Below are 25990 nucleotides of genomic sequence, written 5' to 3' on the forward strand. Positions count from 1 at the left end.
CAAATACTTAGCGAGCACGCAGTTGGAATATGCGATTCCTGTGCCCGTGATGCCGCACTTCAACTTTACTCTGCTCCACAACACTGGAGCGGCGTTTAGTTTTCTCGCGAATGAAGGTGGCTGGCAACGTTGGTTCTTTATTGTCTTAGCTCTGGGCGTCAGTATCGCGCTTGTTCGTTGGGTTTACACGCTCAAAAATGACCGTTGGTTAGCGATTGCTTTATGTCTCGTTTTAGGTGGGGCACTAGGTAACCTGTATGACCGGATAATGCTGGGATATGTTGTCGATTTCCTTCATTTTTACTGGAACGATTATCACTTTCCAGCCTTCAACATTGCAGATAGCGCTATCTCGGTTGGTGCCGCAATGTTGGTATTAGATATGTTCCGTAGCAAGGACGAAGACGGTAACCCAAAACCAAAGAGTCGTTCTGAGTCTCGGGCAATATAGTCTCGAGTCAAACAGGTTACCTAGTGCCCCACCTAAAACGAGACATAAAGCAATCGCTAACCAACGGTCATTTTTGAGCGTGTAAACCCAACGAACAAGCGCGATACTGACGCCCAGAGCTAAGACAATAAAGAACCAACGTTGCCAGCCACCTTCATTCGCGAGAAAACTAAACGCCGCTCCAGTGTTGTGGAGCAGAGTAAAGTTGAAGTGCGGCATCACGGGCACAGGAATCGCATATTCCAACTGCGTGCTCGCTAAGTATTTGGTGTAAAGATCTAACACCACAACACTCAACGACAACCACAAATACTTCAACATACTTAGTAACCCTGCTCTATTTAATTGCTATTGATTAAGCATACTGACGCGATTCACCTTCGCCATCGATATTATCAACACAGCGCTGACACAGATCCTTGTGCGCTTCAATCGTGCCGACTTCCGGACGGTGGTGCCAGCAACGATCACACTTCACATCAGAGCTAGGTTGAACCTTCACAAGCAAACCTTCTAAGTCAGAAGGCTTCGCATCGGCATGGCCATCATCACTCAAGCCAAGCACGCGTGCGCCAGAGGTAATCAATACGAAACGCAACTCTTCGCCTAAGGTGCTCAGGGTGTCAGCCAAATCACCTTCACAGTACAAACTAACTACAGTCGTTAGTGAGCCTTTTACATTGCCGGCATTACGCTCTTCTTCGATACACTTATTAACAGCTTCTTTTGCCGCCATCACTTTATTCCAGAAGTCACGACCTTGCGGCTCATCATCTGAAAGTGCAACTAAGTCGGTATACCACTCAGCCAAGAATACGCTCTCATCTCGCTCACCTGATACTGGCTGCGGCATAACAGCCCAGATCTCATCAGCCGTGAAGCTTAAGATTGGCGCCATCCAGCGCGTCATTGCTTCTAGAATATGATACATCGCAGTCTGACAAGAACGACGAGCCAAGCTATTCGCTTGCGTGGTGTACTGACGGTCTTTGATGATATCTAAGTAGAAACCACCCAACTCACCAACACAGAACTGAACCAACTTCTGGAACACGCCTAAGAAGTTGTAGTTGTCATACGCTTCTTGAAGCTCTGCTTGCAGTTGAAGTGCCTGATCTACAGCCCAACGATCTAGTGCAATCATTTGATCATTCGGTACTAAGTCCGCTTTTGGATCAAAACCATTGATATTACTTAACAAGAATCGCGCGGTATTACGAATACGGCGATATGAATCTGCTGTACGCTTGAGGATTTCATCCGATACCGTCATGTCACCGCTGTAGTCCGTCGCAGCAACCCACAAACGTAGGATATCTGCACCAAGCTTGTTCATCACTTCTTGCGGCGAAACCACGTTACCAATGGACTTAGACATCTTGCGGCCTTCACCATCCACGGTAAAGCCATGTGTAAGCACTTGCTTGTATGGCGCTTCACCCTTGATCGCAATACCAGTTTTCAAAGATGACTGGAACCAACCACGGTGCTGATCCGAACCTTCTAAGTAAAGATCTGCCGGGTATTGACCAAGCTCTGCGCGCTGTTCAAGTACCGCTGCATGTGTCACACCAGAGTCGAACCATACATCTAAGGTATCGGTTACTTTGTTCCAGTTGTCTGCATCATCGCCAAGTAGCTCTGAAGCATCTAAATCGAACCATGCATCCATGCCAGTGCCTTCGACACGCTGAGCCACTTGTTCAATCAGCTCTGACGTTTTTGGATGAAGTTCTTGAGTTTCTTTGTGCACGAACAAGGCAATCGGAACACCCCAAGTACGCTGACGTGAGATACACCAATCAGGGCTTTGCTCAAGCATCGCTTCAATACGATTTTGACCCCAAGATGGCACCCATTTAACGCCTTTCACAGCTTCTAGCGCTTTATCTTTCAAGCCATTTTCCGTCATGCTCACAAACCACTGAGGCGTTGCACGGAAGATTAGTGGCGTTTTTGTACGCCAGCAATGCGGGTAGCTGTGCGAGAACTTTTTGCTAAGAACTAACTTGCCTTCGTTAGTTAACGCTTCAAGAACCGGACCGTCGGCTTTATAAACGTGCTGACCTGCAAACATCGGAACGATATCGCGATAAACACCGTTATCGTCGACATAGTTAAGTGTTTTTAAGCCGTACTTATTGCCAACATTGAAGTCATCAACACCATGGTCAGGCGCTGTATGTACTGCACCCGTACCGGCATCTGTTGTTACGTGATCACCAACTAGTACAGGAAGCTGCTTGTCGCGGTAAAAAGGATGAACCAACAACTCACCTTCAAGATCAGAACCTTTCGCCGAGCCAACGACTTCAAAGTTTTCAGCACCATAACGCTCCATAGCGTCATCAACGAGTGCTTGCGCAAGAACCACAAGTTCTTCGCCCAATCCTAGATCGACTTTCACTAAGGAATAATCAAGATCAGGATTCAAAGAAACCGCTTGGCTAGATGGAAGCGTCCAAGCCGTTGTTGTCCAAATTACGATAGAAAGATTTTGGCCATTATCGGCGGCATCAAATTTACCAAACACAGAAGCTCGATCGACAACATCGTAACGGGCATCAATAGCTGTACTTTCTTTGTCTTGATATTCAACTTCAGCTTCAGCCAACGCAGAACCACCCACCACACTCCAGTAAACTGGCTTGAAGCCTTTTACTAAGTGGCCGTTATCAATGATCTTGCCTAATGCACGAATAATATCGGCCTCGAACTTGAAGTCCATGGTGAGATAAGGCTTGTCCCAATCACCAAAGACACCTAAACGAATGAAGTCTTCTTTCTGACCAGCTACTTGCTTTGCTGCATATTCACGACATGCTTTACGGAACGCCGAGAACTCAACCTTAACGCCTGCTTTACCAATTTTCTTTTCAACATTGTGTTCGATTGGCAAACCGTGGCAGTCCCAACCCGGGATATATGGCGCATCGAAACCACTCATGGTTTTCGATTTCACGATAATGTCTTTAAGAATTTTATTAACAGAGTGACCAATGTGGATGTTGCCGTTCGCGTATGGAGGGCCATCATGCAAAATAAACTTTTCAGCACCTTGGCGCGCATCGCGAATCTTTTGATAAAGATCCTGATCTTGCCATTGCTTCAACATACCTGGCTCACGCTGAGCGAGGTTGCCGCGCATCGGAAATTCGGTATCCGGCAAATTCAAGGTGTGCTTATAATCACTCATAGTCTTTTCGCTTCATTCTCATTAAGTTGTGCTACGAACTCTCTCGCAGCGACGTTATCGCGTTCTATTTGTTCTTGCAGTGCTTGAAGGCTCTCAAACTTCTGCTCATTGCGAATTTTTTTCAGGAACTCTACCTGTACTCTCTGACCATATATATCGCCAGAGAAGTCAAAAATATGTATTTCTAAGTTGGCGTCAAATTCACCAACACTAGGTTTCTTACCCAAATTAGCCACGCCGTAATATGAACCGGCATGATCACCGCTCATTACATCGACTTGTAATGCAAACACACCCTTTAGTGGGTTGCTCTTTCGACGCAATGCAATGTTGGCCGTGGGAAAGCCAATCGTTCTGCCAAGCTGTTGCCCATACATCACGCGTCCCGACAAGGTATAAGGACGACCGAGCAATCTTTCAACCGTATCAAACTCACCGTCTGCTAACTTAACGCGGACCAATGTAGAGCTGACGCGAGCTTGGCTCTCTGTACCCTCAACTTTGTAGGTATCGGAATTTTCAACCGTAAAGCCAAATTCCTCACCAGCATTTAACAAGGCTTGAAAATCACCTTGGCGATCTCCGCCAAAACGAAAGTCATCTCCAACGACCAAGTGTTTCACTTTTAAGTGATTCACCAAAACTTGATCAATAAATGCTTTGGCAGTGAGGGCACGAAACTTCTCATTAAATTGAAGTACGCAAATATAATCTAAGCCGTAATTTTGCAGACATTCGTACTTGTCACGAAATCGCATTAAACGCGCGGGTGCCTGCTCGCCTTTAAAATACTCTTGCGGTTGAGGTTCGAACACGACGACAACCGAGGGGAGATTAAGATCACTAGCCCGCTCAACAACACGACGTACAATTTCTTGGTGCCCCAGATGAACACCATCGAAATTTCCAATCGTTGCGACACACCCTTCCTCTGGAAGAGGGTTGTTGTATAAGCCTCGAAGGAGCTTCATTTGCCCTACATCACTGCAAAAAATAGCTGGGGATTATAAATGTTGAGGAGGCACTTATTCAATCAAGCGCCCATGGTTTAGGTGAAAGAAAGGAAAATTTTATTCGTCAAGCGATGTTTTATTCCCACCACCCGGTCAAGTTCATGTAAACAATAGCCGCTGGAGCAATCAAAAACGTTAAAATACCGACCGTCTCATCAGTCGACTCTTCATTATTCTCATTCACTCGAATAGTGTTATCACCAGCATCTTTGCCTGATGTGTAGTAGTTACGCCCCTTGTGACGAACAAATAATTTATCGGAGTCATCTAAATCATAAGAATCGATATTCTGGTAGGCAGGCTTAAACTCATCATCATTGGCATACGAAGCAGCAGATACAAAAATGAGCACAAAAACTGTGAACGCTGATATAAAAAGTTTCATGAGATCTCCGCGAAATTCGCTTGCCAAAACACTGTGTAAACTTAAGTTATCGCTTATTAAATCCTGTTAACTGAACAAAATAAAGACAACACCACTAGGTTTTTCGACTTAGATCACAGCTTTGTTTAATGAATTAACAAACTAAGAGAATAGCGTACAGTTCACTAGGTATCACTACACCTTTTGCTTAAGCATATTTTTCAAGTTTAAACCCAAGCAAAGCAAAACAATGAAGTAACTAAAGATTCCACAGATGACAAGCAAACCAATCGTCGAGATACGCTGCCAAACATCCCAAACCAACCATTCTTGAGTTGGTGAATTCAAATATGAAACCACTAACACCATAGCGACGACAGCACCCAGCAAACGTATTACAAATACAAACCAGCCATTACCTGACTTGTAAACGCCTTGTCGCTTCAAAACCACCAATAAACAAATTGCATTTAACCAAGCCGACATTGCAGTAGCCAGCGCAAGCCCTGCGTGCTGTAAAGGCCAGATAAGCGCGAGATTAAATACCATGTTGGCGATCATGGCATAGATGCCAATTTTGACCGGTGTACGCATATCCTTTCGCGCGAAAAAACCCGGCGCTAGGACTTTGACGAACATAAACGCCAACAAGCCTAAAGCATATGCTCGCAAACTGTGAGCAGACTGCAGCACATCAGTATCGTTCAAAGCTCCATAATGAAACAACACGGCGATTAATGGTTCTGCCAAAACGATTAAAGCAAGTGCTGCAGGCAAGCCAATTAAAAGAACCATTTTCAAAGCCCAATCGATAGTGGCTGAAAAAGCCTCTTCCGACTTTGCGGCATTATTTGCTGAAAGCGCCGGCAAAATCACCGTCGCAATCGCAATACCAAAGACTCCAAGCGGCAGCTCAACCAATCTATCCGAGTAATACAGCCAAGACACGCTTCCTGTTTGCAGCAAGGATGCGAGAATTGTATCGAGCAATAAATTAATCTGGCTCACCGAAACCCCAAACATTGCTGGCAACATTAATGCACCGATTTTGCGTACGCCCTCATGCCGATAATCTAATATTGGCCTAGGTAGCAAACCCAATCGCAGTAAAAACGGCAATTGAAAAAACAGCTGCAATACACCAGCGATAAAAACACCCCACGCAAGCGCAATAACCGGCTGAGCAAATAAAGGGGTTAAAAAAACCGCCGATGCAATCAAACTCAAATTCAGCAGTACTGGTGTAAATGCTGGAACAGCAAAGTTTCCATAACTATTTAAGACCGCGCCGGCAAACGCAGTCAGCGATATCAAGAAAAGATAAGGGAACGTAATTTGTAGCATAGTGCTAGCAAGCTCGTACTTAGTAGGCTCATCCAAAAAGCCAGGAGCAAACAGTGCTGTCACCCAAGGAGCACCGAGCACAGCTAATAAACTAAATACAAATAGAACTGCGCCGAGCACACCTAAAACAGAACCCAGTAATGTTCTGACCGCATCTCTATCCTGCCCATCTTTGTAATCTGCCAATACGGGAATAAAGGCTTGCGAAAATGCTCCCTCGGCAAATAAGCGTCGAAAAAAGTTAGGGATTTTGAAAGCAACAAAAAATGCATCTGCGCCGGCACTGGCACCAAAGAAATTAGCGACAACAACGTCTCTCGCTAAGCCTAGAAAGCGAGACACCATTGTCATCAATCCAACAATTGCGGAAGAACGAAATAAATTTTTTTTAGCGGGACTTTGGCTTGCCTCGGAATCCATACAAGGTCTTATTTTTCTGAACAATTAATATGCTCGCCATGCTACTCGACTATCGCGAGACTTTCACTATGCTTAGAGAATAAAGAAGAACTGAGGTGAATTATGGACAAGAGCATTAATCGCTTACTTATGCAATTTGAGCAGCTTTTAAAAACGACAAACAAGGAGCAAATCAACCCTAAAATTGATGAGCTTTGCATCAGCGATCTCCAGCCTATTGTCGAACTAGTAGCACGCAGTCGCGCAGAATATTTAGAGCATCTATACACGCTATGTAAGCAGTATGAGGGAACTGAGAATTTCCCTAGCAACGACGAAATGCAAAAACTTCGTGCTCACCGTTTACGCTTTGAGGAGTTGGCGGAGGGTTCTAAAGCATTTGAAACATCGATTCAGCGTGGATATCTAGATCTAAAAGACTAAGCGCATCGCGAAATCTTTTGCCTCTGGTGTTTTTTTGATCATCCCGCTAGCATTACCGAGATAAAAAATAAAAACATATAGAGGCTATACATGATTCCATTCATTCGCACGCCAGACTCTCGCTTTGCTCGCCTATCTAATTACCCTTTCAAGCCCAACTATAAAGATATTGATGGCTTGCGGATGCACTATGTTGACGAAGGTTCTAAAAATGCAGATCCCGTTCTCATGCTCCATGGCGAACCAACATGGTCGTATTTATATCGACACATGATTCCTATTTGCGCAGCTGCTGGACATAGAGTGATTGCGCCAGATCTCATTGGCTTCGGAAAATCAGATAAACCAACCAATAAAAACGACTATAGCTACGAAACACATGTTGACTGGCTTCTTAATTTCATTGATCAACTCGAGCTCAACAACATCACTCTTGTATGCCAAGACTGGGGATCACTACTTGGCTTACGCTTAGCCGCAGAGAACTCAGACAGATTTAAAGCCATCGTAGTTGGCAACGGCATGTTGCCCACGGGTGATGAGACAGTTCCAAAAGCATTTAAAATTTGGCGCGCATTTGCATTAAACAGCCCCTGGTTTCCCATCGCGAAAATCATAAACACTGGCTGTTTTAAAACGCTTAGTCCTGATGAAATACGTGCTTACGATGCGCCGTTTCCTAGCTCAAAATACAAAGCTGGAACAAGAGCTTTTCCTGCACTCGTCCCAATCTCCCCTGATAATCCAGCATCTAGCGCAAATAAAGAAGCTTGGAAAGTCCTCGAGAAATGGGAAAAACCATTCCTAACCACATTCAGCAATGGCGACCCAATTACGCGCGGAGGCGATAGATACATGCAGAAGCGTATTCCGGGGGCTCACGGTCAAGAGCACATTACACTCAAGGGCGGGCACTTTTTACAAGAAGACGCTGGGGCAGAATTTGCTGCAGCGATAAATAAACTGCTTGAAGATATCGACCTTAAAAGTTCCGTGAGCGCCAGCGCCTAATATTTGCTATCACCAACACTCTTTTCAAAGCAAAAAAAAGCCCGCTAAAAAGCGGGCTTGGAAACGAAATCACTAAAAACTTGGCCGATCACGTTGCGGGCCTGAATCGCAACACATTCGGTATGCTTTTACTATAAGCCCCCACCGTCTATTTGTATGTTGCAAATAATTTGCAATGTGTAACGTTTTATTTCAAAAACCGTGACACAGTTACCACAACGCTTTCACTCCAGTCATATCGCACAAAATCTGCCGAATTGATCAAGGCGAGAGAAGTTTCATCAACAGGCTTTTCTTCCATTCTTAAAATTAGAGTATATACTCTAATTTTAAGTGATACGCATAATCACGCGTTTTGTATTATTTCATTTAGACGAGTAAATCCATGCTATTTCCAGTAAAAGTTCAATACTACAAAGGCCTAACCAAAGCTCTTAAAGTAGCGGCCGCCGTTATCCCAATGCCAAAGCCTACTCTTTTTTCCGGCGCGGACTCATCACTAGAACTTTGTGAAGCCATTCACCACCTAGGCATCAAAAAGCTATTGCTTGTCACAGACAAAGTGCTTGTAGAAATAGGACTGCTCAACAAAATTCAAGCAAAACTAGAAGAACAAGGTATCAATGTCACTATTTACGACGGCATTCTTCCAGACCCTACTTATGATCAAGTCGAAAAAGGCTTGAGTATTCTCAAGAAAAACAAATGCGAAGGGATTTTAGCTGTTGGTGGAGGCTCACCTATTGATGCAAGTAAAGCCATTGCTGCAAGAGCTACAAACGATAAGTCTCTCGAAAAAATGGCTGGGCTATTTAAAATCCGAAAAGCACCTTTACCGTTATTCGTTGTGCCAACAACCGCAGGCACAGGTTCTGAAGTCACAATTGTTTCGGTCGTTTCAGATCCAGATACACATCAAAAATCGCCAATCGTTGATCCAAAGCTTGTACCAGCCATGGCGGCATTAGACGGTAAATTAATGCTTGGCCTTCCGCCTGCTGTCACTGCGGCAACAGGTATGGATGCTTTAACTCATGCAATCGAGTCGTTCATTTCCACTAATGCTACGGATGAGACACGTGGTTACGCATTAGCAGCGACCAAACTCATCATGGAAAATTTAGAAACAGCAGTACATGACGGAAAAAACTTTGAGGCACGCCAAAATATGGCCATGGCGTCATATTATGCAGGACTAGCATTTACAAAAGCAGGTGTTGGTTATGTACACGCTATTGCGCATAACTTTGGCGCTCTATACTCAACGCCTCACGGTCTCGCCAATTCGATCGTCTTACCACACATCTTGGACTATTCGAAAAGCGACATCATTCCTCAGCTTGCTGAACTTGCAAAAGCTAGTGCTTTAAAAACAGGCAGAGAAAGCAACAAACAACTCGCTGATAAATTTATAGCTAGAGTACGTAGCATGTTGCAGTCGTTCGAAATCCCAGAGACACTTGATAGCCTTAAAAAAGAAGACATCCCGCGCATTGCGAAGCTTGCTCTGGAAGAAGCACATGCAAATTACCCGGTACCAAAGTATATGGATAAGGGCACTTGCGAGGCATTAATTGGAAAAATGGTGGCGTAAAGAAGTTCACTTAATAAGTTGACGGGAGAGGCAAAGCCCTTCCTCTTCAACAAGGCAACAACACTTAACATTCAAGGCCAACTGAAGCCTTGACATTAAGTAATTAAAACGGCATAGTCTCGCGTCCTTTTTTAACGCAGGCTCAAAAAGTAAGCGATTTCGCAGTTTTGAGTCAGCTAGTTTGAATATTTTCGCGAAATTTTAGGAGCATTACGGTGGCTAACTCCCCATCTTCAAAGAAACGCGCGCGTCAACAAGAAGTACGCCGCCAACGCAACGCAAGCCAACGATCTATGGTTCGCACTTACATCAAGAAAGTTGACGCACAGATTGCTGGCGGCAACTACGATGACGCTCAAGCAGCATATGTAACTGCTGTACCTCTTATCGACGGCATGGTGAACAAGAACTTGTTCCCTAAAAACAAAGCTGCTCGTATCAAGAGCCGTCTCAACGCACGAGTTAAAGCGCTTAAAGCTTAATTCGACGCAGACATAAAAAAAACCGAGCTTTGCTCGGTTTTTTTTATGTCTAAATTATTTGCTTACTCTTAAGTTAGAACTAAATTATCAGCATGAATAAGCTCTGGCTCATGGCAATAACCTAACTCTGAAGCAATTACAGAACTCGCTTTACCCAAAATCCTCACCGCCTCTTGCGCGCTATAATTACTCAGCCCCCGAGCTACCTCTCTGCCAGCAACATCAATACAACGCACCATCTCGCCTCGCCTAAAATCACCAGAAAGCTCAACAACACCGACAGCAAGCAAGCTATTTCCACCAGCACTAAGCGCCTTTACCGCACCATCATCAAGCGTAAAACTTCCCTTTGTCTGCAAATGGCCTGCAAGCCATTGTTTACGCGCTAATTGCCGATCGGTATTCGACTCAAACAAAGTACCCAGATGCTCACCTTGTAATAAGCGAGAGATGATTTCATCGATCTTCCCACCAGCAACAACTGTATATGCACCTGAACGCGCAGCTAATCTAGCAGCCCGCAACTTGGTTGCCATACCACCTCGACCAAGAGCCCCAGAGCGCCCACCCGCCATAGCATCAAGCGCCTTATCTTGTGCACGGACAACATTCAGGAGCTTAGCATCAGAATTAACACGAGGATCTTTATCAAACATACCATCCTGATCAGTCAGGATAATCAGGCCGTCAGCATCTACTAAGTTAGCAACCAAAGCACCTAAAGTATCATTATCGCCAAAACGAATTTCATCAGTCACAACCGTGTCGTTTTCATTGATGATAGGCACCGCACACATTTCAAGTAAGGTTGTGATCGTGCTTCGAGCATTCAAATAACGCTTACGATCTGACAAATCTTCATGAGTCAGTAGAATCTGCGCAGTCGCTAATCCATGAGAGCGAAAGAACTCCTCATAAGCATTGACCAACCCTGTTTGACCAACCGCTGCAGCAGCCTGCAATAAATTAAGTTGCTCAGGTCTAGCATCCAAACCAAGCCGCACCATACCCTCTGCCACCGAACCAGAGGACACCAAAACAAGCTCGATTCCAGACTGACGACAAGCCGCCATCTGAGCAACCCACTTTTTGATGGACGCCCTATCGAGACCTCGACCATCGTCCGTTAACAGCGCACTACCAATCTTAACTACTATTCGCTTTGCGGCAGGCAACTTACTACGAGCCGCATCGATACTCTTACTATCTAGCACGACAACCTCTTATGGCGCATACTCAACTTCAACGTCGTAATCATCATCGTCAAAGTCGTCATCTTCATCATCTTCGCTAGCACGCGACGCTTTTCGAGCGACCTTATATTCCTCAAGACGCTGACGCGCTTCTTTCTGCATCGCCTCTTTCAGACCAGCTTCCATCTGAGCCAACTCTTCATCATTCGACTCTGCCTCAGCTCGCTCTTCAATCCAACGCATGATATCCCATACTAGAGGCTCTAAGCCCTCATTATTCAAAGCTGACGCTTTGTAAACTGGACCAGTCCAATTCAACGCTTTTATCAACTCATCACAACGCTGATCTCGCTCATCTTCTGGAACCATATCGAGCTTATTCAAGACCAACCAACGCTCTCTTGAGGCTAAGGTCGGACTAAACCCCTCTAATTCACCAACGATCTCATTAATCGCCTCTAGAGGCTCTTTCCCATCAAATGGAGCCATGTCGACAACATGAAGCAGCAAACGGGTACGAACTAAGTGCTTCAGAAAACGTATACCAAGACCCGCACCTTCCGAGGCACCTTTAATCAAACCTGGTATATCGGCCATCACAAAACTTCGGTGAGACTCAACACGCACGACACCCAAATTAGGAACAAGCGTTGTAAAGGGATAGTTCGCGACCTTCGGCTTCGCGGCAGATACCGAACGAATCAATGTAGATTTGCCTGCATTAGGCAGACCCAACAAACCAACATCAGCAAGTACTTTCAATTCAAGACGGAGGTTGCGCTTCTCACCCGGCTTACCCGGCGATGTTTGTCGAGGAGCGCGATTAGTACTTGATTTAAAGCGAGTATTTCCCAAACCATGCCAGCCACCTTGCGCAACAACTAACTGCTGACCTATTTCAGTCAAATCGCCGAGCACTTCCTCAGTATCAACATCAAAGACACTCGTACCGACAGGCACACTTAATACCAAGTCTTCACCTTTCGCGCCGGTACAATTTCGCCCTTTACCACCTTCACCAGACTGAGCTCGATATTGCCGAACATAGCGATAATCAATAAGCGTATTAATACCTTCCCCAGCCTCGAGAATCACGGATCCGCCGTCACCGCCATCACCGCCATCTGGGCCACCCTTAGGGATATACTTTTCGCGACGAAAACTTAAACACCCATTTCCACCTTTTCCTGCCTCAACAGATATCGTTGCTTCATCTACAAATTTCATATTTTTCCGCTCTATCTACAAGCCACTGACTCAGTTTAACTGCTAGTTTTTCATGCGCTACAAAAACGCAAAAAAAAAGCCCCGCAATGCGGAGCTTTTTTTGATAAGACCAAGCTTATTCCGCTGCTACGATCTCTACGTATTTGCGGTTTTGAGGGCCTTTTGTAACAAACTGAACAACGCCGTCTGCAGTTGCAAACAAAGTGTGGTCTTTACCACAACCAACGTTAGTACCAGCGTGGAAACGTGTACCACGTTGACGAACAATAATGCTACCTGCTGAAACAACTTGGCCGCCGAAGCGCTTAACGCCTAAGCGTTTACTCTCGGAATCGCGACCGTTCCGGGTACTACCACCCGCTTTCTTGTGAGCCATTAGATTACTCCTTTCGCTATCTGATTCGCACTAAGTGCAAACGCTTAGCTTAGCCTTTAATACCAGTGATTTTCACCTCAGTGTACCACTGACGGTGACCCATTTGCTTCATGTGATGCTTACGACGCTTGAACTTCATGATTTTTACTTTGTCATGACGGCCGTGACTAACGATTTCTGCTGTCACTTTAGCGCCTTTCACGTTTGGCTCACCAATTTTTACATCGTCACCATTCGCTACAAGCAATACTCGATCAAAATCTACTTTAGCGCCTGTCTCAAGCTCAATTTTTTCAAGCTTAAGTACTTCGCCTTCTGTAACACGGTGCTGCTTACCACCGCTTACGATAACTGCGTACATTTATGTTCTCCAATTTTAATAACCCTCAACTTATAGATCTGAATCTACCCTGCCGTTGTTTCTTAAAGCACTGCTTTTTAACATCTGTTTCTAAAGGAAGCTCTTCGGCAACCCTATAACAGAGAACAACCTCGTATTTGAGGGGCGCGTGATTTTAATAAAACAAGAAAGCAAATGCAACACTGAAGCCAATCTAATAAGAACTTATCTTGACACTCGACACACCGAACCATAGCATTTGCACCGCATCGATAGATAAGCAGCAAAACTCTACAAAAATTTGAACGATTAAATGCACTTAAAAGACATCTACCAGAGCGTTGAGCAAGAGTTCGACGCAGTCAACGCCCTGATTTTCGATCAACTATCATCTCGCGTTCCTTTAGTTGAAAAAATCGCACAATATATTATTGAGAGCGGTGGTAAACGCATGCGCCCACTTATCACGCTCTTGACCGCAAAAGCACTCAACTACAATAACGATAATGCGGTAAAGCTCGCAACAATCATTGAGTTTTTGCATACCGCAACCTTACTTCACGACGACGTAGTCGATACATCAGAATTGCGTCGAGGCAAAGCCACTGCGAACGCAAACTGGGGAAACGCCCCGAGCGTATTGGTTGGCGACTTCCTTTATTCACGCGCTTTTCAAATGATGGTAGATATCGGTAGTGTTGAGCTAATGGGCATTCTTGCTAACACAACAAACATTATCGCTGAAGGCGAAGTCTTTCAGTTAATGAATGCAAAAAACCCAAATATCTCTGAGCAGCAATATTACGACGTTATCGAGAGTAAGACTGCAATGCTCTTCATTGCTGCTTCACAGGGCATCGCTACCTTGGCAGATTGCGACGAACAAACAATCAACGCAGCAAAAGAATACGGATTAAAACTAGGACTCGCATTTCAACTCATCGATGACATCCTGGATTACACCGGCAACGCTCAAGAAATGGGAAAAAATATTGGTGATGATCTAGCCGAAGGAAAGCCAACATTGCCGCTGATACAAGCCATGCAAATCGGCAGCGAAGAACAAACCACCACAATCAGAACAGCTATCCGCAAAGGCGATGGCAATATGATTGAAGAAGTCATCAACATTGTTCAAAGCACTGGCGCTCTCGCATATACTCAAGAAGCTGCAGAGCGATGCAAAAACGACGCAATCAAGGCTGCCAAACAATTAGGCAACAATATCTATTGTGATTGTCTCATTCACTTAGCGGAAATTAGCGTAAATAGAAATAAATAAGCGCAAACTATAATAACCAAGGCTTAAATGTATGCGAACTTTATCCGAGCTTGATGCTTCGTTTCTATTTTTGGAAAGTAGCCGAGCACCATTGCAAGTTGGCGGTACTTATATATTCAAGAAAAAGAGCACGCGCTCGAAATTTAACTTCGAGCGAATCAAAGCCCTTATCGCAAACAAGCTTGGTAATGAAATTTTCTTGCGTCAGAAACTTGTTGAGGCGCCATTAAACAACGAATTTCCGATCTGGTGTGACGACCCAAATTTTGATTTGGAGAATCATGTACACCACATCCAACTTAACACCCTTAAAAGCCCATGCAGCCTTGAAGAACTATCCGCCAAAATACTCAATACACCGCTCGAGCGCCACCAACCTTTGTGGCAAGTTTATTATGTTGACGGTTTAGATAGCGAGTCAGGATACTCCAAGCAACACTTTGCGCTTATCCTCGTTACACACATCTCAGCACTTGACCATTCAACTGGTGAAGACATTCTCAGCCAGCTATTAGATGTCTCTCCGCATGTTCAAAAGCTAACAACACCAGAGCCATGGGTGCCCACTGAACTACCTGAAACAGCATCTTTGATTGAGGCGGCCTATAACACAGCTCTTTCCATTCCATCGAGCATTGCAAACTTGCTCAAAGATACTGCATCTTCAGCGTTTTACAGCGTTCTGTACGAAAAACTGCAGCGTTTAAATCTTCCCTCAGCACTATTAAGCGTAGCGAGCACCCCGCTAAATAAGAAAGTCTCAAGCAAGCGCGTCAGCGACAACTTACGCTTGTCGTTCTCTTCTATTCGCACACTCCGACAAGAGCTAAATAATGTCACGACCAACGACATTCTTATTGGAGTCTGTGCTGAGGCACTTCATAGCTACCTAAAAGATAATAACGCTCTTCCGAAGGCTCCGCTGATTGCACTTTCTCCAATCTCAGTGCGCTCAACAAGCCTTACGTATAAATCTGGAAAACAACTCACTGCTAGTTTGTTTTCGTTAATCACCAATGAATCAAACCCTATTCGTCGAATTCGCCAGATTCATTCGATGGCCACAAGTTCAAATCATTATGACGACGCTATATCTGCGAACAGACTAACCGAGCTTGTACCTAGCAATATGGCCTCACTTTCTGCTCGCGTATACTCAGAATTTTTATTGGCTCAAAAGTTTAAGCCGATGTTCAACCTCCCAATCATCAATATTCCAGGCCCACAATTCCCTCTGTATTTAGAAGAAAACGAACTAGTTTCTTTGTCATGCAGCAGCCCATTGTTTGATGGAATTGGCTTAACGATCACCATCATCAGTTATAACGGCGAATACAATATCAACTGCACATATTGTCCAGATCGCTTCAACGGAGAGAAGCCATTTTCTCGTTACTTGGAAGAAGCGCTGGAACGTATAGATCAATTGAAACATACAGCACTTGAAGAAAAAGAGGATGAGAGCCGGTCATTTGTAAGCGGCATTATTGACGATGCAAGTGAGCTTGTAAGCGGACTATTCTCATCCACTACAAGCTCGAAGCAAGGCGAATAAAACTTACTTAAACGCCCATTTTAGAAATTCTTTTTTCTCTTCGCTTGATGCTTGATCCCAAAGCACTTTAAGCGCATCAATAGTCAGTAAACCCTGATCTATTGGCGCAGATGGTGTCGCGGTCACAGCTACGTTAGCAGGAGCATCCGCAACAACAGCTGCCGACACTGGACTATGATTCTCAGCATCATATGGCTCTGACATCGCTACGATATTGCCATTTTGATCAACAACAGAAGCTACAAAGGCTAGCGCAAAGTCACGCGCTTCTCTAACGTTAGCAACATCTTTAAAATCAAACGATAAGGCTTGTCCAGCCGAAGCATCAAATTCAACAAACTGCGGGCCGGATTCAACTAGCTCTGAACGCTCTCCATCTGGACCTACTTTAGATACCGCCCAAACACTCGTGTAATTAAAGACAACCTTTTTCTTCCCAGGCTTGAGTGCGTAATGCGTATCGATATTTGAAAGCAAATATTCTTTCATTTTCTTCCCATTAATACGCGTAATCTCAATATTTTCACCCGCCGTGATCATCGCTTGCTGATCTGCAGCTAGGGCTTCTCCTTCATATACTTGTACTGGCTTTGTTGAACAACCTGCCAAAAATAGCAACACGAGGCATACTACAGTTATTTTTAATGTATTCATGATGGTCCTAGGAAATTTAAAACTCAGTGTGCCATTCTGAACGCAGTATGTGTAGCTTTCAACATACCAAAGACCTAACTAAACAATGCTAACTCTAATTTCATAAAACAAGATCTAGACACCCAAACAGATAGATTGTTTTTTATACAATTGATACTAAATTAGGGGACTAACTTAGAAAAGCAGGATTAGCCATGACCACACAGAGTCACAGAAAAGGCGAGTCAGGAAACATTCCTTTCAGAAGCGAACGGTTCTTTTGCGCAGGAGATCGTTGGTATTTTTCAACACGAGAGGGGTTTGATAGCGGCCCATACGCATCAAAAGAGAGAGCGGAAGCTAGCCTAGCAAGATTTCTCAGCGTCGTTCAGAAACTTCCTAAAACCCACTAACAGCGACAGCTATTAGGTGTACACAGCCAAGGGCATAAAGACCTGCAACAACATCATCAATCATGATGCCAAACCCGCCATGTACGTGCTTGTCCAGTATTCGAATTGGCCACGGCTTCCAAATATCAAAAAGGCGGAATAGTACAAAACCTATCAGAATCCACTGCCAGCCAGACGGCGCAGCAAACATAGCAATCCAGTAGCCGACAAATTCGTCCCAGACAATGCCTCCGTGGTCATGCACCTGCAATTTCTGGCTCGCAATATCACAGAGATAACAACCTACAACAAAAGAACCAAGGCAAACTAAAAGATAATGCAATGGCGCTAAGTCTGAAATTAGTAGATAAAAGGGGATAGCTGCCAATGTACCAAAAGTCCCAGGTGCTTTCGATGCGCAGCCACTGCCAAAACCAAATGCCAATAAGCAACGGGGGTCTTTCAAAAGGCGTAAGGGAATTTTTTTATCACTCAAAATGATCAAAGCCTCGTTTTTCCGGCAGAGCCACAGACTCCCCATTTAACTTTGCTGACAACACGCTGCCCTCATCCGCTAACATCGCGCCGATTTCAATAAACCCTAGCTCTAACAGTCGTTGACGCTTATCTGAAGAAGCCGTGATGAGTAACTGATAGTCATCACCGCCATTTAATGCTGCCTGCATTGCAAAGTCATAATCTCTATATTTCAGCAAATCATCTGACAATGGCACCGCACTTAACTCTAGTTCGGCCGACAAGCCCGAGGCACAGCACAAATGCTCTAAGTCAGCCAGTAGACCATCTGAAACATCAAGCGCTGAACTCGCTAGCCCATTAACTGCCATGCCAAGCGCTATCTGAGGCGTTGGCGAAGCAAAGCTTTCAAATAATGCTTGTTGGTATGGCTCAGTTAACTCTTTGCCTTCTAACGCTAATAGCAGACCCGCATGCGCATCACCCAAGCAACCTGATACAAAAATTAAATCCGCGGGCGATGCGGAGGATCGAGTTAAATAGTTACCTTTATCGACTAAGCCATGCACCTGAATACTAATTGTCAGAGGCCCTTTAGTCGTATCGCCACCAACTAGCGAAATATTAAATTGCTCGGCCAGATCATATAAGCCTGTAGAAAATCGCTCGCACCAAACCGTATCGAACTCTGGCAGTGTTAAAGCTATAGTAAAATGATGTGGCTGGGCTCCCATTGCGGCTATGTCGCTGAGCGCAGAACCCAGTGCTCGTTTAGCAATGAATTCGGGAGGGAAACCAGCTGGAAAATGCCGTCCCTCAACCGAGGTATCTATCGACAACACGAGAGACTGGTTTGAAGGAGGTGAAAACACCGCAGCATCATCGCCTATCCCAAGATCAAACGACGGAGCGCGACTTTTAGAAAACAAAGAAGTGATTAGATCAAACTCGCGGCTTTTCCTTAAACGAGAGTTCATGTGTAGATTGTCCTAACCACCCCAGCATTAAATTGCTATTTGCGTTGCGCACTGGCTTCAGCAGAACGCAGCTTATTACCTAACTTGTCCAATATGCTATTCACATACTTGTGACCATCTGTACCGCCAAACTCTTTTGCGAGTTCAATCGCTTCGTTGATCACAACCCCCAAAGGAATATCGATGCGATGCATTAGCTCAAACGTACCAATACGTAAAATAGCCAGCTCAATTGGGTCGACCTCTTCTAAGGCACGGTCTAGCAACACTTCATATTGTTGATCTAGTTCATTGGTAGAACTTGGAATCGTTCGAAACACTTGCTCGAAATAAGCTTGATCGATCTTTCCGAAGTCATTATCAGTACGAAACTCCGCTTCTATCTGAGACGTACTAGAATGGCCCAACTGCCATTGATAAAGCGCTTGGAGCACTAGTGTTCGCGCTCTCTTACGCTGAGATGTAGTGACCTTCTTAGGCACACTAGAATCAAATTCGCTCATTAAATACCTGCGTTTTTAAACAAGGTAAGCATTTCTAATGCTGACATCGCTGCTTCCGCACCTTTGTTGCCAGCTTTCGTGCCTGAACGCTCAATCGCTTGTTCGATGCTATCGACAGTCAATACGCCAAAGGCAATAGGTAGATTAGTCTCTAATGAAACAGCGCTAATTCCTTTTGTACATTCACCTGCCACGTACTCAAAGTGTGGTGTACCACCGCGAATCACTGCTCCAAGCGCGACAATAGCGTCAAATTGACCCGTTTTAGCCACACGCTGAACTGCTAGCGGAAGCTCAAACGCACCAGGAACACGGAAGATTTCAATATCTTCTTCCGCAATACCTTGACGTACAAGCGCGTCAATCGCACCTTCTACCAAACTTTCCACAACGAAAGCATTAAAACGACCAACTACTAAGGCAAACTTACCTGAAACTTCTTTAAAGTCACCTTCATGAATTTTGATATTTCGCATCTTTTTTACTCTTTAATTAGCTGTTTTATCCGTTGTACGGAATGAATTCTGTTACTTCAAGATCAAAGCCCGACAGCGCCGAAAACTTCATCTCTGGCGCGAGCAAGCGCATTTTATGAACGCCCAAATCACGCAATATTTGCGAGCCTGTGCCAACCGTCAAATACGCACCTTGCCCACCTGATTGGGGAGAAGATGAGTTAAAAAACTCAACCAAGCGGTCTTCCATTGAGGCTTCGTATGAATCACCTAACAGCACCAATACACCAGCGCCTGCTTCAGCAATTTTTGCTAGCGAGTTTTGCACCGACCAAGATTGAGAACCTTCTTTTCGTACACCAATTGTGTCACGCAGTATGTCAGGGTATTGAACACGTACTATTGGCGCATCAACCTGATCTACATCACCCAACACGAAAGCCATATGCACATCGCCTTGCAAAGTATCTTTGTAGGTAATCAGCTGAAAATCACCATGCTCAGTTTGAACGCCGTGCTCTTCCTGACGAGTAACCGTCTGCTCATTCAGAGCACGATAATGAATCATATCGGCGATTGTGCCAATTTTTAGATCGTGTTTTTTCGCAAATTCTTCAAGATCAGGGCGACGTGCCATCGTGCCATCATCATTCATAATTTCAACAATGACCGAAGCCGCTTCAAAGCCAGCCATTCTCGCCAAATCGCAACCAGCTTCTGTATGACCCGCACGCGTTAATACGCCACCAGGCTGAGCAACAATTGGGAAAACATGACCCGGCTGGACGATATCTTGGGGTTTGCTATTTCGACCCACAGCAGTCCGAATAGTATGAGCACGATCCGCAGCAGAGATGCCCGTCGTTACACCTTCTGCCGCTTCAATCGAAACAGTAAAATTAGTTGAAAATTGTGCGTTATTTGCATGCGCCATCGGAGGCAAGCCAAAATAATCCGCACGATCTCTCGTCATCGTCATACAAATGAGACCACGCGCATGTGTCGCCATGAAATTAATATCTTCAGGACGCACTTGCTCTGCCGCAATAACGAGATCACCTTCGTTCTCTCGGTCCTCGTCATCCATCAGAATAACCATTTTACCTTGACGGATATCTTCAACTAGCTCTTCAACAGTGTTGAGCTTCATTCAACCTCCAAAGACCCAGCAAATTAAGCTAGGTATGTTTCTATATCTTGTAACCGTTCTTTGCTAAAAACGCTTCATCAATCACCGACTTCGGCGATTGCTTTTCATCTGAAAAACTCAATAACCGCTCTGCATAGCGAGCCATAAGATCTACCTCTAAGTGCACATCTCGGCCAGTTGAGTACTCAGGGATAATCGTATTCTGAGCGGTATGAGGAACAATATTGAGAGTAAATCCTTCATCCACCAAACCAGTCACTGTAAGACTAACTCCATCCACGGTAATTGAGCCTTTATTCGCGATATAGCGCGAAAGTTCCGATGAACAGTGAATGGTATAACGTAATGAGTCACCTTCTGAGCTGACAGCAACTATAGACCCTATTCCATCAACATGCCCACTGACTAAGTGGCCACCTAAACGGCGCGAAAGCGTAAGCGCTTTTTCAAGATTAACTCGATCACCGACTCGCATCGTTGCGAATCGTGTGTAACGCAATGACTCTGCGGAGATATCCGCACAAAAATCATTAGGAGAGAAAGCGGTGACAGTCAGACAAACTCCGTTTACAGCAATGCTGTCTCCCAATTGAACATCACTCATATCAAGGGCTTGGACATTGATACGAAGTTGAGCGCCTGAACGAGCACTTTCAATGGCAGCTATGGTGCCAACCGCCTCAATAATACCTGTAAACATTTCTAAAGAGCGCCCTTAAATTGATACTGAAATCGTAGATCGGCCCCTACTTGTCGAACATCCTTAAGATCTAAATCTATGGCCTGCCCCATACGATCAAATGGCAGATTCGCCAGAGCTTTTGCCTGATGCCCCATCAACTTAGGCGCAACATACAGCAGTAATTCATCTACGCAATTTTGATCTATAAAACTGCCAGAAAGACTCTCTCCAGCCTCCACAAAAAGATCATTGACTTCTTGTTCGGCCAGAGCATGGAGAAGCGCAGATAAATCAAAATATCCTTTCGCGTCCAATGCTAAACGTACGACATTGACATGTTGCGAACCCACAATTTCGGGAGAAACCTTAGCCTCTTCCGATACGACATACTGCACCGCAGCATTGTTCTCAAAAACCGCTTCTTGCCCGGTTAAACGTGCGTGCGCATCAAGAACCACGCGCATCGGCTGAAACCCTCGTTTATCGAGTAGATGATCAGTTCGCACCGTTAACTTGGCATTGTCGTATAGAACGGTTCCTACGCCAGTTAAAATAGCAGAAGACTTTGCGCGCCACGCTTGTACATCTTCTCTCGCAGCAGCACCGGTAATCCACTGACTTTCGCCAGAAGCCATTGCTGTTCGCCCATCAACACTCGCTGCCATCTTTAGACGTACAAAGGGTCGCTTACGCGTCATTCTTGAAATAAAACCAATATTTAGCTGCTTCGATTGCTCTTCGAGCAATCCTAGTTCAACCTGAATACCAGCATCACTCAATATGCTTACGCCCTTACCTGCAACCAAGGGATTCGGATCTTGCATCGCACTAATAACGCGTGCCAATCCCGCATCGACTAAGGCTCTTGCACAAGGTGGAGTTCTACCGTAATGACTGCAAGGCTCTAGGGTTACATATGCCGTAGCACCTTTGGCCAACTCTCCGGCTTGAGCTAATGCGTTAACCTCAGCATGGCCTTCACCTGCTCGTTCATGAAAGCCCTCTCCAACAATCTGACCATCGCGCACTATGACACAACCAACACGTGGATTAGGCTGGCAACTTAATTCACCAAGCCAGGCTAACTCGATAGCACGAGCCATATAACGATGATCATCAGCCGACCAGTCATGCATATGGAGCAAAACTCTTAGTGCTTATGCGTTATCAGAAGAGCGATCACGCTTGGCTAAGCGATCAATCTCTTCTTTAAACTCATTGATGTCTTGGAAACTGCGATATACCGAGGCAAATCGAACATATGCAACTTCATCTAAACTTCGAAGTTCTCGCATCACTTCTTCACCCACTTGCAATGAAGATAGTTCTCGCTCACCAGTCGCTCGCAGACGATACTTGATGTTGTCTATCGCTTGTTCAATAGACTCAATACTCACAGGACGCTTTTCTAAAGCTCGCTGAACACCACGATTCAGCTTTTCTTCATCGAAGGGTTGGCGCGAGCCGTCTTGTTTAACAACCCGCGGCATCACAAGCTCAGCCGTTTCAAATGTGGTAAAGCGTTCTTGGCAGGTCAAGCACTCGCGTCGACGACGTACTTGATTGCCGTCAGAAACCAAACGAGAGTCGTAAACCTTCGTGTCAGTCGCCTTACAAAACGGACAATGCATGAGGAATCAACCCTGACAGTTATGCGTAAACTGGCAAACGCGAGCAAATTGCTTGCACTTTTTCGCGTGTTGCGTTGATGACAGAGTCGTCCTCTGGATTGGCAACTAACGCGTCAATCACATCACAAATCCATGAAGCTAATTCAGAACAATCTTTCGACTGAAAACCTCGACTTGTAATAGCTGGCGTACCAATACGCAATCCACTCGTTACAAATGGAGAACGAGGATCGTTTGGAACCGAGTTCTTGTTTACTGTAATGTGAGCACGACCTAATGCTGCGTCAGCGTCTTTGCCCGTTACATCTTTATCAATCAAATCAAGCAAGAAGAGGTGGTCATCAGTACCGCCAGACACAATTTTGTAGCCACGCTCTAAAAATACAGAAACCATCGCTTGTGCATTTTTAACGACTTGCTGCTGATATGTTTTAAACTCTTCTGACATCGCTTCTTTGAAGCACACTGCTTTCGCAGCAATCACGTGCATCAATGGTCCACCCTGACTTTCAGGGAAGACGGCAAAGTTCAGCTTTTTGTTCAGCTCTTCGTCATCATTTGCCAAAATCAAACCACCACGAGGGCCTCGTAGCGTTTTATGCGTCGTTGTAGTCACGACATCTGCAATACCAACAGGACTTGGGTAAACACCGCCAGCAACAAGACCCGCTATATGCGCCATATCAACAAACAAGTACGCACCCACTTCGTCTGCAATTGCTCTGAAACGCTTCCAGTCAACAACAAGAGAATAGGCTGAAAAACCAGCGATAATCATTTTAGGCTTGTGCTCACGCGCAAGAGCCTCAACTTGATCGTAATCAATCTCACCAGTTGCTTCGTTTAAGCCATATTGAACTGCATTGTAGATTCGGCCTGAAAAACTAACCGCCGCGCCATGCGTTAAGTGACCACCATGCGCCAAGCTCATACCAAGGATTGTGTCACCTGGCTGACAAAGAGCCATAAATACCGCTGCGTTTGCTTGTGAACCTGAATGAGGCTGAACGTTCGCGTACTTCGCACCAAACAATGCCTTTGCACGATCGATTGCTAGCTGCTCGACTACGTCAACATGCTCACAACCACCGTAGTAACGTTTACTTGGGTAGCCTTCGGCGTATTTATTAGTAAGGTAAGATCCTTGCGCTTCCATTACACGAGGGCTGGTGTAATTTTCTGAAGCAATCAATTCAATATGATCTTCCTGTCTTTTTGCTTCTGCATCCATTGCCGACAACAGTTCATCATCAAATCCAGCGATGGTCATTTCTTGCTTGAACATACTATGCCTCTTGGTCTTCTTAACTACGGCAAACCCTGAACAAATTCGGGTTAGTTTAAAAAGCGCGCAGTTTAAATGATTTTCCCTGCAACATCACGATATTTATGAGACCTAATCGCTTGAAAGCGTCTAAAATAGGCCGCGGTCGTATCTCGATGTCAAAAATGCACTTTCGTTGCGTTATTTCAGGTTTTTCGCTAGTGTGCGCGTCATATTCTTCGAGGCAGCCCAGCCCACGATACTGAACAAAATCTAGGAGCAATTGCATGGCACAATATGTGTTTACCATGAACCGAGTAGGGAAAGTTGTCCCTCCTAAACGAGAGATCCTAAAAGACATTTCTCTTTCATTCTTTCCCGGCGCAAAAATCGGTGTTCTTGGCCTGAATGGCGCAGGTAAATCAACGCTCCTTAAAATCATGGCAGGTGTCGATCAAGACTACACGGGGGAAGCTCGTCCTCAACCTGGCATCAACGTTGGCTATCTACCGCAGGAACCGCAACTTGACGAATCAAAAGATGTACGCGGAAATGTAGAAGACGGTTTACGTGAAATAAAAGATGCTCTAGAGCGTCTCGACCAAGTCTATGCCGAGTATGCCGAACCAGATGCTGATTTCGACGCACTGGCAGCGGAGCAGGCCAAGCTTGAAGCTATTATCGAAACAGGAGATGGCCATAATCTCGAACGCACCTTAGAAGTTGCTGCGGATGCTTTGCGTTTACCGCCATGGGATGCGGATGTTGCAACGCTTTCTGGGGGTGAAAAACGTCGTGTAGCGCTTTGCCGCCTTCTTCTCTCGAAACCAGACATGCTGCTGCTTGATGAACCAACTAACCACCTTGATGCCGAAAGTGTGGCTTGGCTTGAACGATTCTTACACGATTACCCTGGCACCGTCGTCGCCATCACTCACGACCGTTACTTCCTTGATAACGTCGCAGGCTGGATTCTTGAATTAGACCGCGGCCACGGCATTCCATTTGAAGGCAACTATTCACAATGGCTTGAAGCAAAAGAGAAACGTCTCGAAATTGAGCAGAAACAAGAAGACGCTCGCCAACGCAGCATTAAGTCTGAACTCGAATGGGTTAGAAGCAACGCAAAAGGCCGCCATGCAAAAAGCAAAGCTCGTCTTCAGCGCTTTGAAGAGCTTAATTCGCAAGACTCACAAAAACGCAACGAGACCATGGAAATATATATTCCACCTGGGCCACGCTTGGGCGACGTTGTTATCGAACTTGATGGTGTCTGCAAGCAATATCGCGACAAACTATTATTTAAAGATCTAAGCTTCTCAGTTCCTCCCGGCAGTATCGTAGGTGTCGTTGGCGGCAACGGCGCGGGTAAGTCTTCACTATTCAAACTACTTTCCGGCATTGAAGAGCCAGATGAAGGATCGATTCGTCTTGGTGAAACAGTTGAACTCGGATATGTCGAGCAGACTCGCGACCTAAACAATAACAAAACTGTTTGGGAAGAAGTAAGCGACGGCAACGATATGATCACGATCGGCAACTACCAAACGCCATC

General features: G+C 45.1%; 28 protein-coding genes. 9 read left to right on the forward strand and 19 right to left on the reverse strand.

Features of this window, described 5'->3' with window-relative positions; translation table 11 throughout:
* A partial coding sequence (gene lspA / locus A3738_RS09295; protein ID WP_068763564.1) for a signal peptidase II occupies positions 1-451 on the forward strand: 451 nt, incomplete at its 5' end.
* Here the strand turns inward: lspA (A3738_RS09295) and lspA (A3738_RS29270) are convergent.
* The 5 genes from lspA (A3738_RS29270) to murJ all read right to left on the reverse strand — a co-directional run bounded on the left by lspA (A3738_RS29270) (position 377) and on the right by murJ (position 6788).
* On the reverse strand, positions 377-772 hold the full coding sequence (lspA, locus tag A3738_RS29270; RefSeq protein WP_082890016.1) for a signal peptidase II: 396 nt from the start codon (positions 770-772) through the stop codon (positions 377-379). The genes lspA (A3738_RS09295) and lspA (A3738_RS29270) overlap by 75 nt on opposite strands.
* Positions 773-806: 34 nt before the next feature.
* A complete protein-coding gene (ileS, locus tag A3738_RS09300) occupies positions 807-3647 on the reverse strand; it encodes an isoleucine--tRNA ligase (RefSeq protein ID WP_068478574.1) in 2841 nt (946 codons plus the stop codon).
* Entirely contained in the window at positions 3644-4618 is a 975-nt protein-coding gene (gene ribF / locus A3738_RS09305) for a bifunctional riboflavin kinase/FAD synthetase (protein WP_068478576.1), read from the reverse strand. Before ribF ends, ileS begins: the two co-directional genes overlap by 4 nt.
* A gap of 118 nt (positions 4619-4736) precedes the next feature.
* A complete protein-coding gene (locus A3738_RS09310) occupies positions 4737-5045 on the reverse strand; it encodes a hypothetical protein (protein ID WP_068478578.1) in 309 nt (102 codons plus the stop codon).
* Positions 5046-5219: 174 nt separating this feature from the next.
* Positions 5220-6788 (reverse strand): murein biosynthesis integral membrane protein MurJ, encoded by a 1569-nt coding sequence (gene murJ / locus A3738_RS09315; protein WP_082878440.1) that lies wholly within the window; start codon positions 6786-6788, stop codon positions 5220-5222.
* A gap of 102 nt (positions 6789-6890) precedes the next feature.
* Here murJ and A3738_RS09320 point away from each other — a divergent pair, with 102 nt between their 5' ends.
* The 4 genes from A3738_RS09320 to rpsT all read left to right on the forward strand — a co-directional run bounded on the left by A3738_RS09320 (position 6891) and on the right by rpsT (position 10298).
* The gene (locus tag A3738_RS09320) at positions 6891-7211 is read left to right on the forward strand and encodes a hypothetical protein (protein ID WP_068478580.1); all 321 of its coding nucleotides are present in this window, start codon (positions 6891-6893) and stop codon (positions 7209-7211) included.
* A 90-nt stretch (positions 7212-7301) separates the two neighbouring features.
* The gene (locus tag A3738_RS09325) at positions 7302-8222 is read left to right on the forward strand and encodes a haloalkane dehalogenase (protein WP_068478582.1); all 921 of its coding nucleotides are present in this window, start codon (positions 7302-7304) and stop codon (positions 8220-8222) included.
* Positions 8223-8607: 385 nt separating this feature from the next.
* Positions 8608-9816: an iron-containing alcohol dehydrogenase gene (locus tag A3738_RS09330; protein WP_068478584.1), complete on the forward strand. Its 1209-nt coding sequence runs from the start codon at positions 8608-8610 to the stop codon at positions 9814-9816.
* Positions 9817-10031: 215 nt separating this feature from the next.
* On the forward strand, positions 10032-10298 hold the full coding sequence (rpsT, locus tag A3738_RS09335; protein WP_068474025.1) for a 30S ribosomal protein S20: 267 nt from the start codon (positions 10032-10034) through the stop codon (positions 10296-10298).
* Positions 10299-10366: 68 nt separating this feature from the next.
* Here the strand turns inward: rpsT and proB are convergent, their stop codons facing one another.
* The 4 genes from proB to rplU form a co-directional block, all read right to left on the reverse strand.
* Positions 10367-11512 carry a glutamate 5-kinase gene (gene proB / locus A3738_RS09340; protein ID WP_231876601.1) on the reverse strand — a complete coding sequence of 382 codons (1146 nt, stop codon included), beginning with the start codon at positions 11510-11512 and terminating at the stop codon, positions 10367-10369.
* Positions 11513-11521: 9 nt separating this feature from the next.
* On the reverse strand, positions 11522-12718 hold the full coding sequence (cgtA, locus tag A3738_RS09345; protein ID WP_068478586.1) for an Obg family GTPase CgtA: 1197 nt from the start codon (positions 12716-12718) through the stop codon (positions 11522-11524).
* A 115-nt stretch (positions 12719-12833) separates the two neighbouring features.
* A complete protein-coding gene (gene rpmA, locus A3738_RS09350) occupies positions 12834-13094 on the reverse strand; it encodes a 50S ribosomal protein L27 (protein WP_068478588.1) in 261 nt (86 codons plus the stop codon).
* A 49-nt stretch (positions 13095-13143) separates the two neighbouring features.
* The gene (rplU, locus tag A3738_RS09355) at positions 13144-13455 is read right to left on the reverse strand and encodes a 50S ribosomal protein L21 (RefSeq protein ID WP_068458279.1); all 312 of its coding nucleotides are present in this window, start codon (positions 13453-13455) and stop codon (positions 13144-13146) included.
* A 292-nt stretch (positions 13456-13747) separates the two neighbouring features.
* Here rplU and A3738_RS09360 point away from each other — a divergent pair, with 292 nt between their 5' ends.
* Both A3738_RS09360 and A3738_RS09365 read left to right on the forward strand, forming a co-directional pair.
* The gene (locus tag A3738_RS09360) at positions 13748-14716 is read left to right on the forward strand and encodes a polyprenyl synthetase family protein (protein ID WP_068478590.1); all 969 of its coding nucleotides are present in this window, start codon (positions 13748-13750) and stop codon (positions 14714-14716) included.
* A 31-nt stretch (positions 14717-14747) separates the two neighbouring features.
* A complete protein-coding gene (locus A3738_RS09365) occupies positions 14748-16271 on the forward strand; it encodes a wax ester/triacylglycerol synthase domain-containing protein (protein WP_068478593.1) in 1524 nt (507 codons plus the stop codon).
* Positions 16272-16274: 3 nt separating this feature from the next.
* Here A3738_RS09365 and A3738_RS09370 read toward each other — a convergent pair whose 3' ends face one another.
* Positions 16275-16925, reverse strand: coding sequence for a DUF2057 family protein (locus tag A3738_RS09370; RefSeq protein ID WP_068478596.1), 651 nt, complete (start codon positions 16923-16925; stop codon positions 16275-16277).
* Between the two features lie 194 nt (positions 16926-17119).
* On the opposite strand from A3738_RS09370, the gene A3738_RS31910 reads away from it, so the two are divergent.
* Positions 17120-17317, forward strand: a complete 198-nt coding sequence (locus tag A3738_RS31910) for a DUF6316 family protein (RefSeq protein WP_082868871.1) — start codon at positions 17120-17122, stop codon at positions 17315-17317.
* On the opposite strand, the gene A3738_RS09375 is transcribed toward A3738_RS31910, so the two are convergent.
* Genes A3738_RS09375 through glyA form a run of 9 tightly spaced genes read right to left on the reverse strand, consistent with a single transcriptional unit; the run spans position 17304 to position 24456 of the window.
* Positions 17304-17792 (reverse strand): phosphatidylglycerophosphatase A, encoded by a 489-nt coding sequence (locus A3738_RS09375; protein WP_231876602.1) that lies wholly within the window; start codon positions 17790-17792, stop codon positions 17304-17306. The two genes, A3738_RS31910 and A3738_RS09375, sit on opposite strands and share 14 nt — an antisense overlap.
* Positions 17785-18750, reverse strand: a complete 966-nt coding sequence (thiL, locus tag A3738_RS09380; RefSeq protein WP_068478599.1) for a thiamine-phosphate kinase — start codon at positions 18748-18750, stop codon at positions 17785-17787. The genes A3738_RS09375 and thiL overlap by 8 nt, the downstream gene beginning before the upstream one ends.
* A gap of 35 nt (positions 18751-18785) precedes the next feature.
* Entirely contained in the window at positions 18786-19253 is a 468-nt protein-coding gene (gene nusB, locus A3738_RS09385; RefSeq protein WP_068478603.1) for a transcription antitermination factor NusB, read from the reverse strand.
* Complete coding sequence (gene ribE / locus A3738_RS09390) at positions 19253-19729, reverse strand: 6,7-dimethyl-8-ribityllumazine synthase (protein WP_068478606.1); 477 nt, start codon at positions 19727-19729, stop codon at positions 19253-19255. Before ribE ends, nusB begins: the two co-directional genes overlap by 1 nt.
* A gap of 25 nt (positions 19730-19754) precedes the next feature.
* Positions 19755-20858, reverse strand: a complete 1104-nt coding sequence (ribBA, locus tag A3738_RS09395; protein WP_068478609.1) for a bifunctional 3,4-dihydroxy-2-butanone-4-phosphate synthase/GTP cyclohydrolase II — start codon at positions 20856-20858, stop codon at positions 19755-19757.
* Between the two features lie 40 nt (positions 20859-20898).
* Positions 20899-21558, reverse strand: coding sequence for a riboflavin synthase (locus tag A3738_RS09400; RefSeq protein WP_068478611.1), 660 nt, complete (start codon positions 21556-21558; stop codon positions 20899-20901).
* Positions 21559-21560: 2 nt separating this feature from the next.
* Complete coding sequence (ribD, locus tag A3738_RS09405) at positions 21561-22676, reverse strand: bifunctional diaminohydroxyphosphoribosylaminopyrimidine deaminase/5-amino-6-(5-phosphoribosylamino)uracil reductase RibD (protein ID WP_068478614.1); 1116 nt, start codon at positions 22674-22676, stop codon at positions 21561-21563.
* Between the two features lie 21 nt (positions 22677-22697).
* On the reverse strand, positions 22698-23171 hold the full coding sequence (gene nrdR / locus A3738_RS09410; protein ID WP_068478615.1) for a transcriptional regulator NrdR: 474 nt from the start codon (positions 23169-23171) through the stop codon (positions 22698-22700).
* 19 nt (positions 23172-23190) lie between these two features.
* On the reverse strand, positions 23191-24456 hold the full coding sequence (glyA, locus tag A3738_RS09415; RefSeq protein WP_068478619.1) for a serine hydroxymethyltransferase: 1266 nt from the start codon (positions 24454-24456) through the stop codon (positions 23191-23193).
* 266 nt (positions 24457-24722) lie between these two features.
* On the opposite strand from glyA, the gene ettA reads away from it, so the two are divergent.
* A partial coding sequence (ettA, locus tag A3738_RS09425) for an energy-dependent translational throttle protein EttA (RefSeq protein WP_068763565.1) occupies positions 24723-25990 on the forward strand: 1268 nt, incomplete at its 3' end.

The organism is Oleiphilus sp. HI0066, assembly GCF_001635725.1.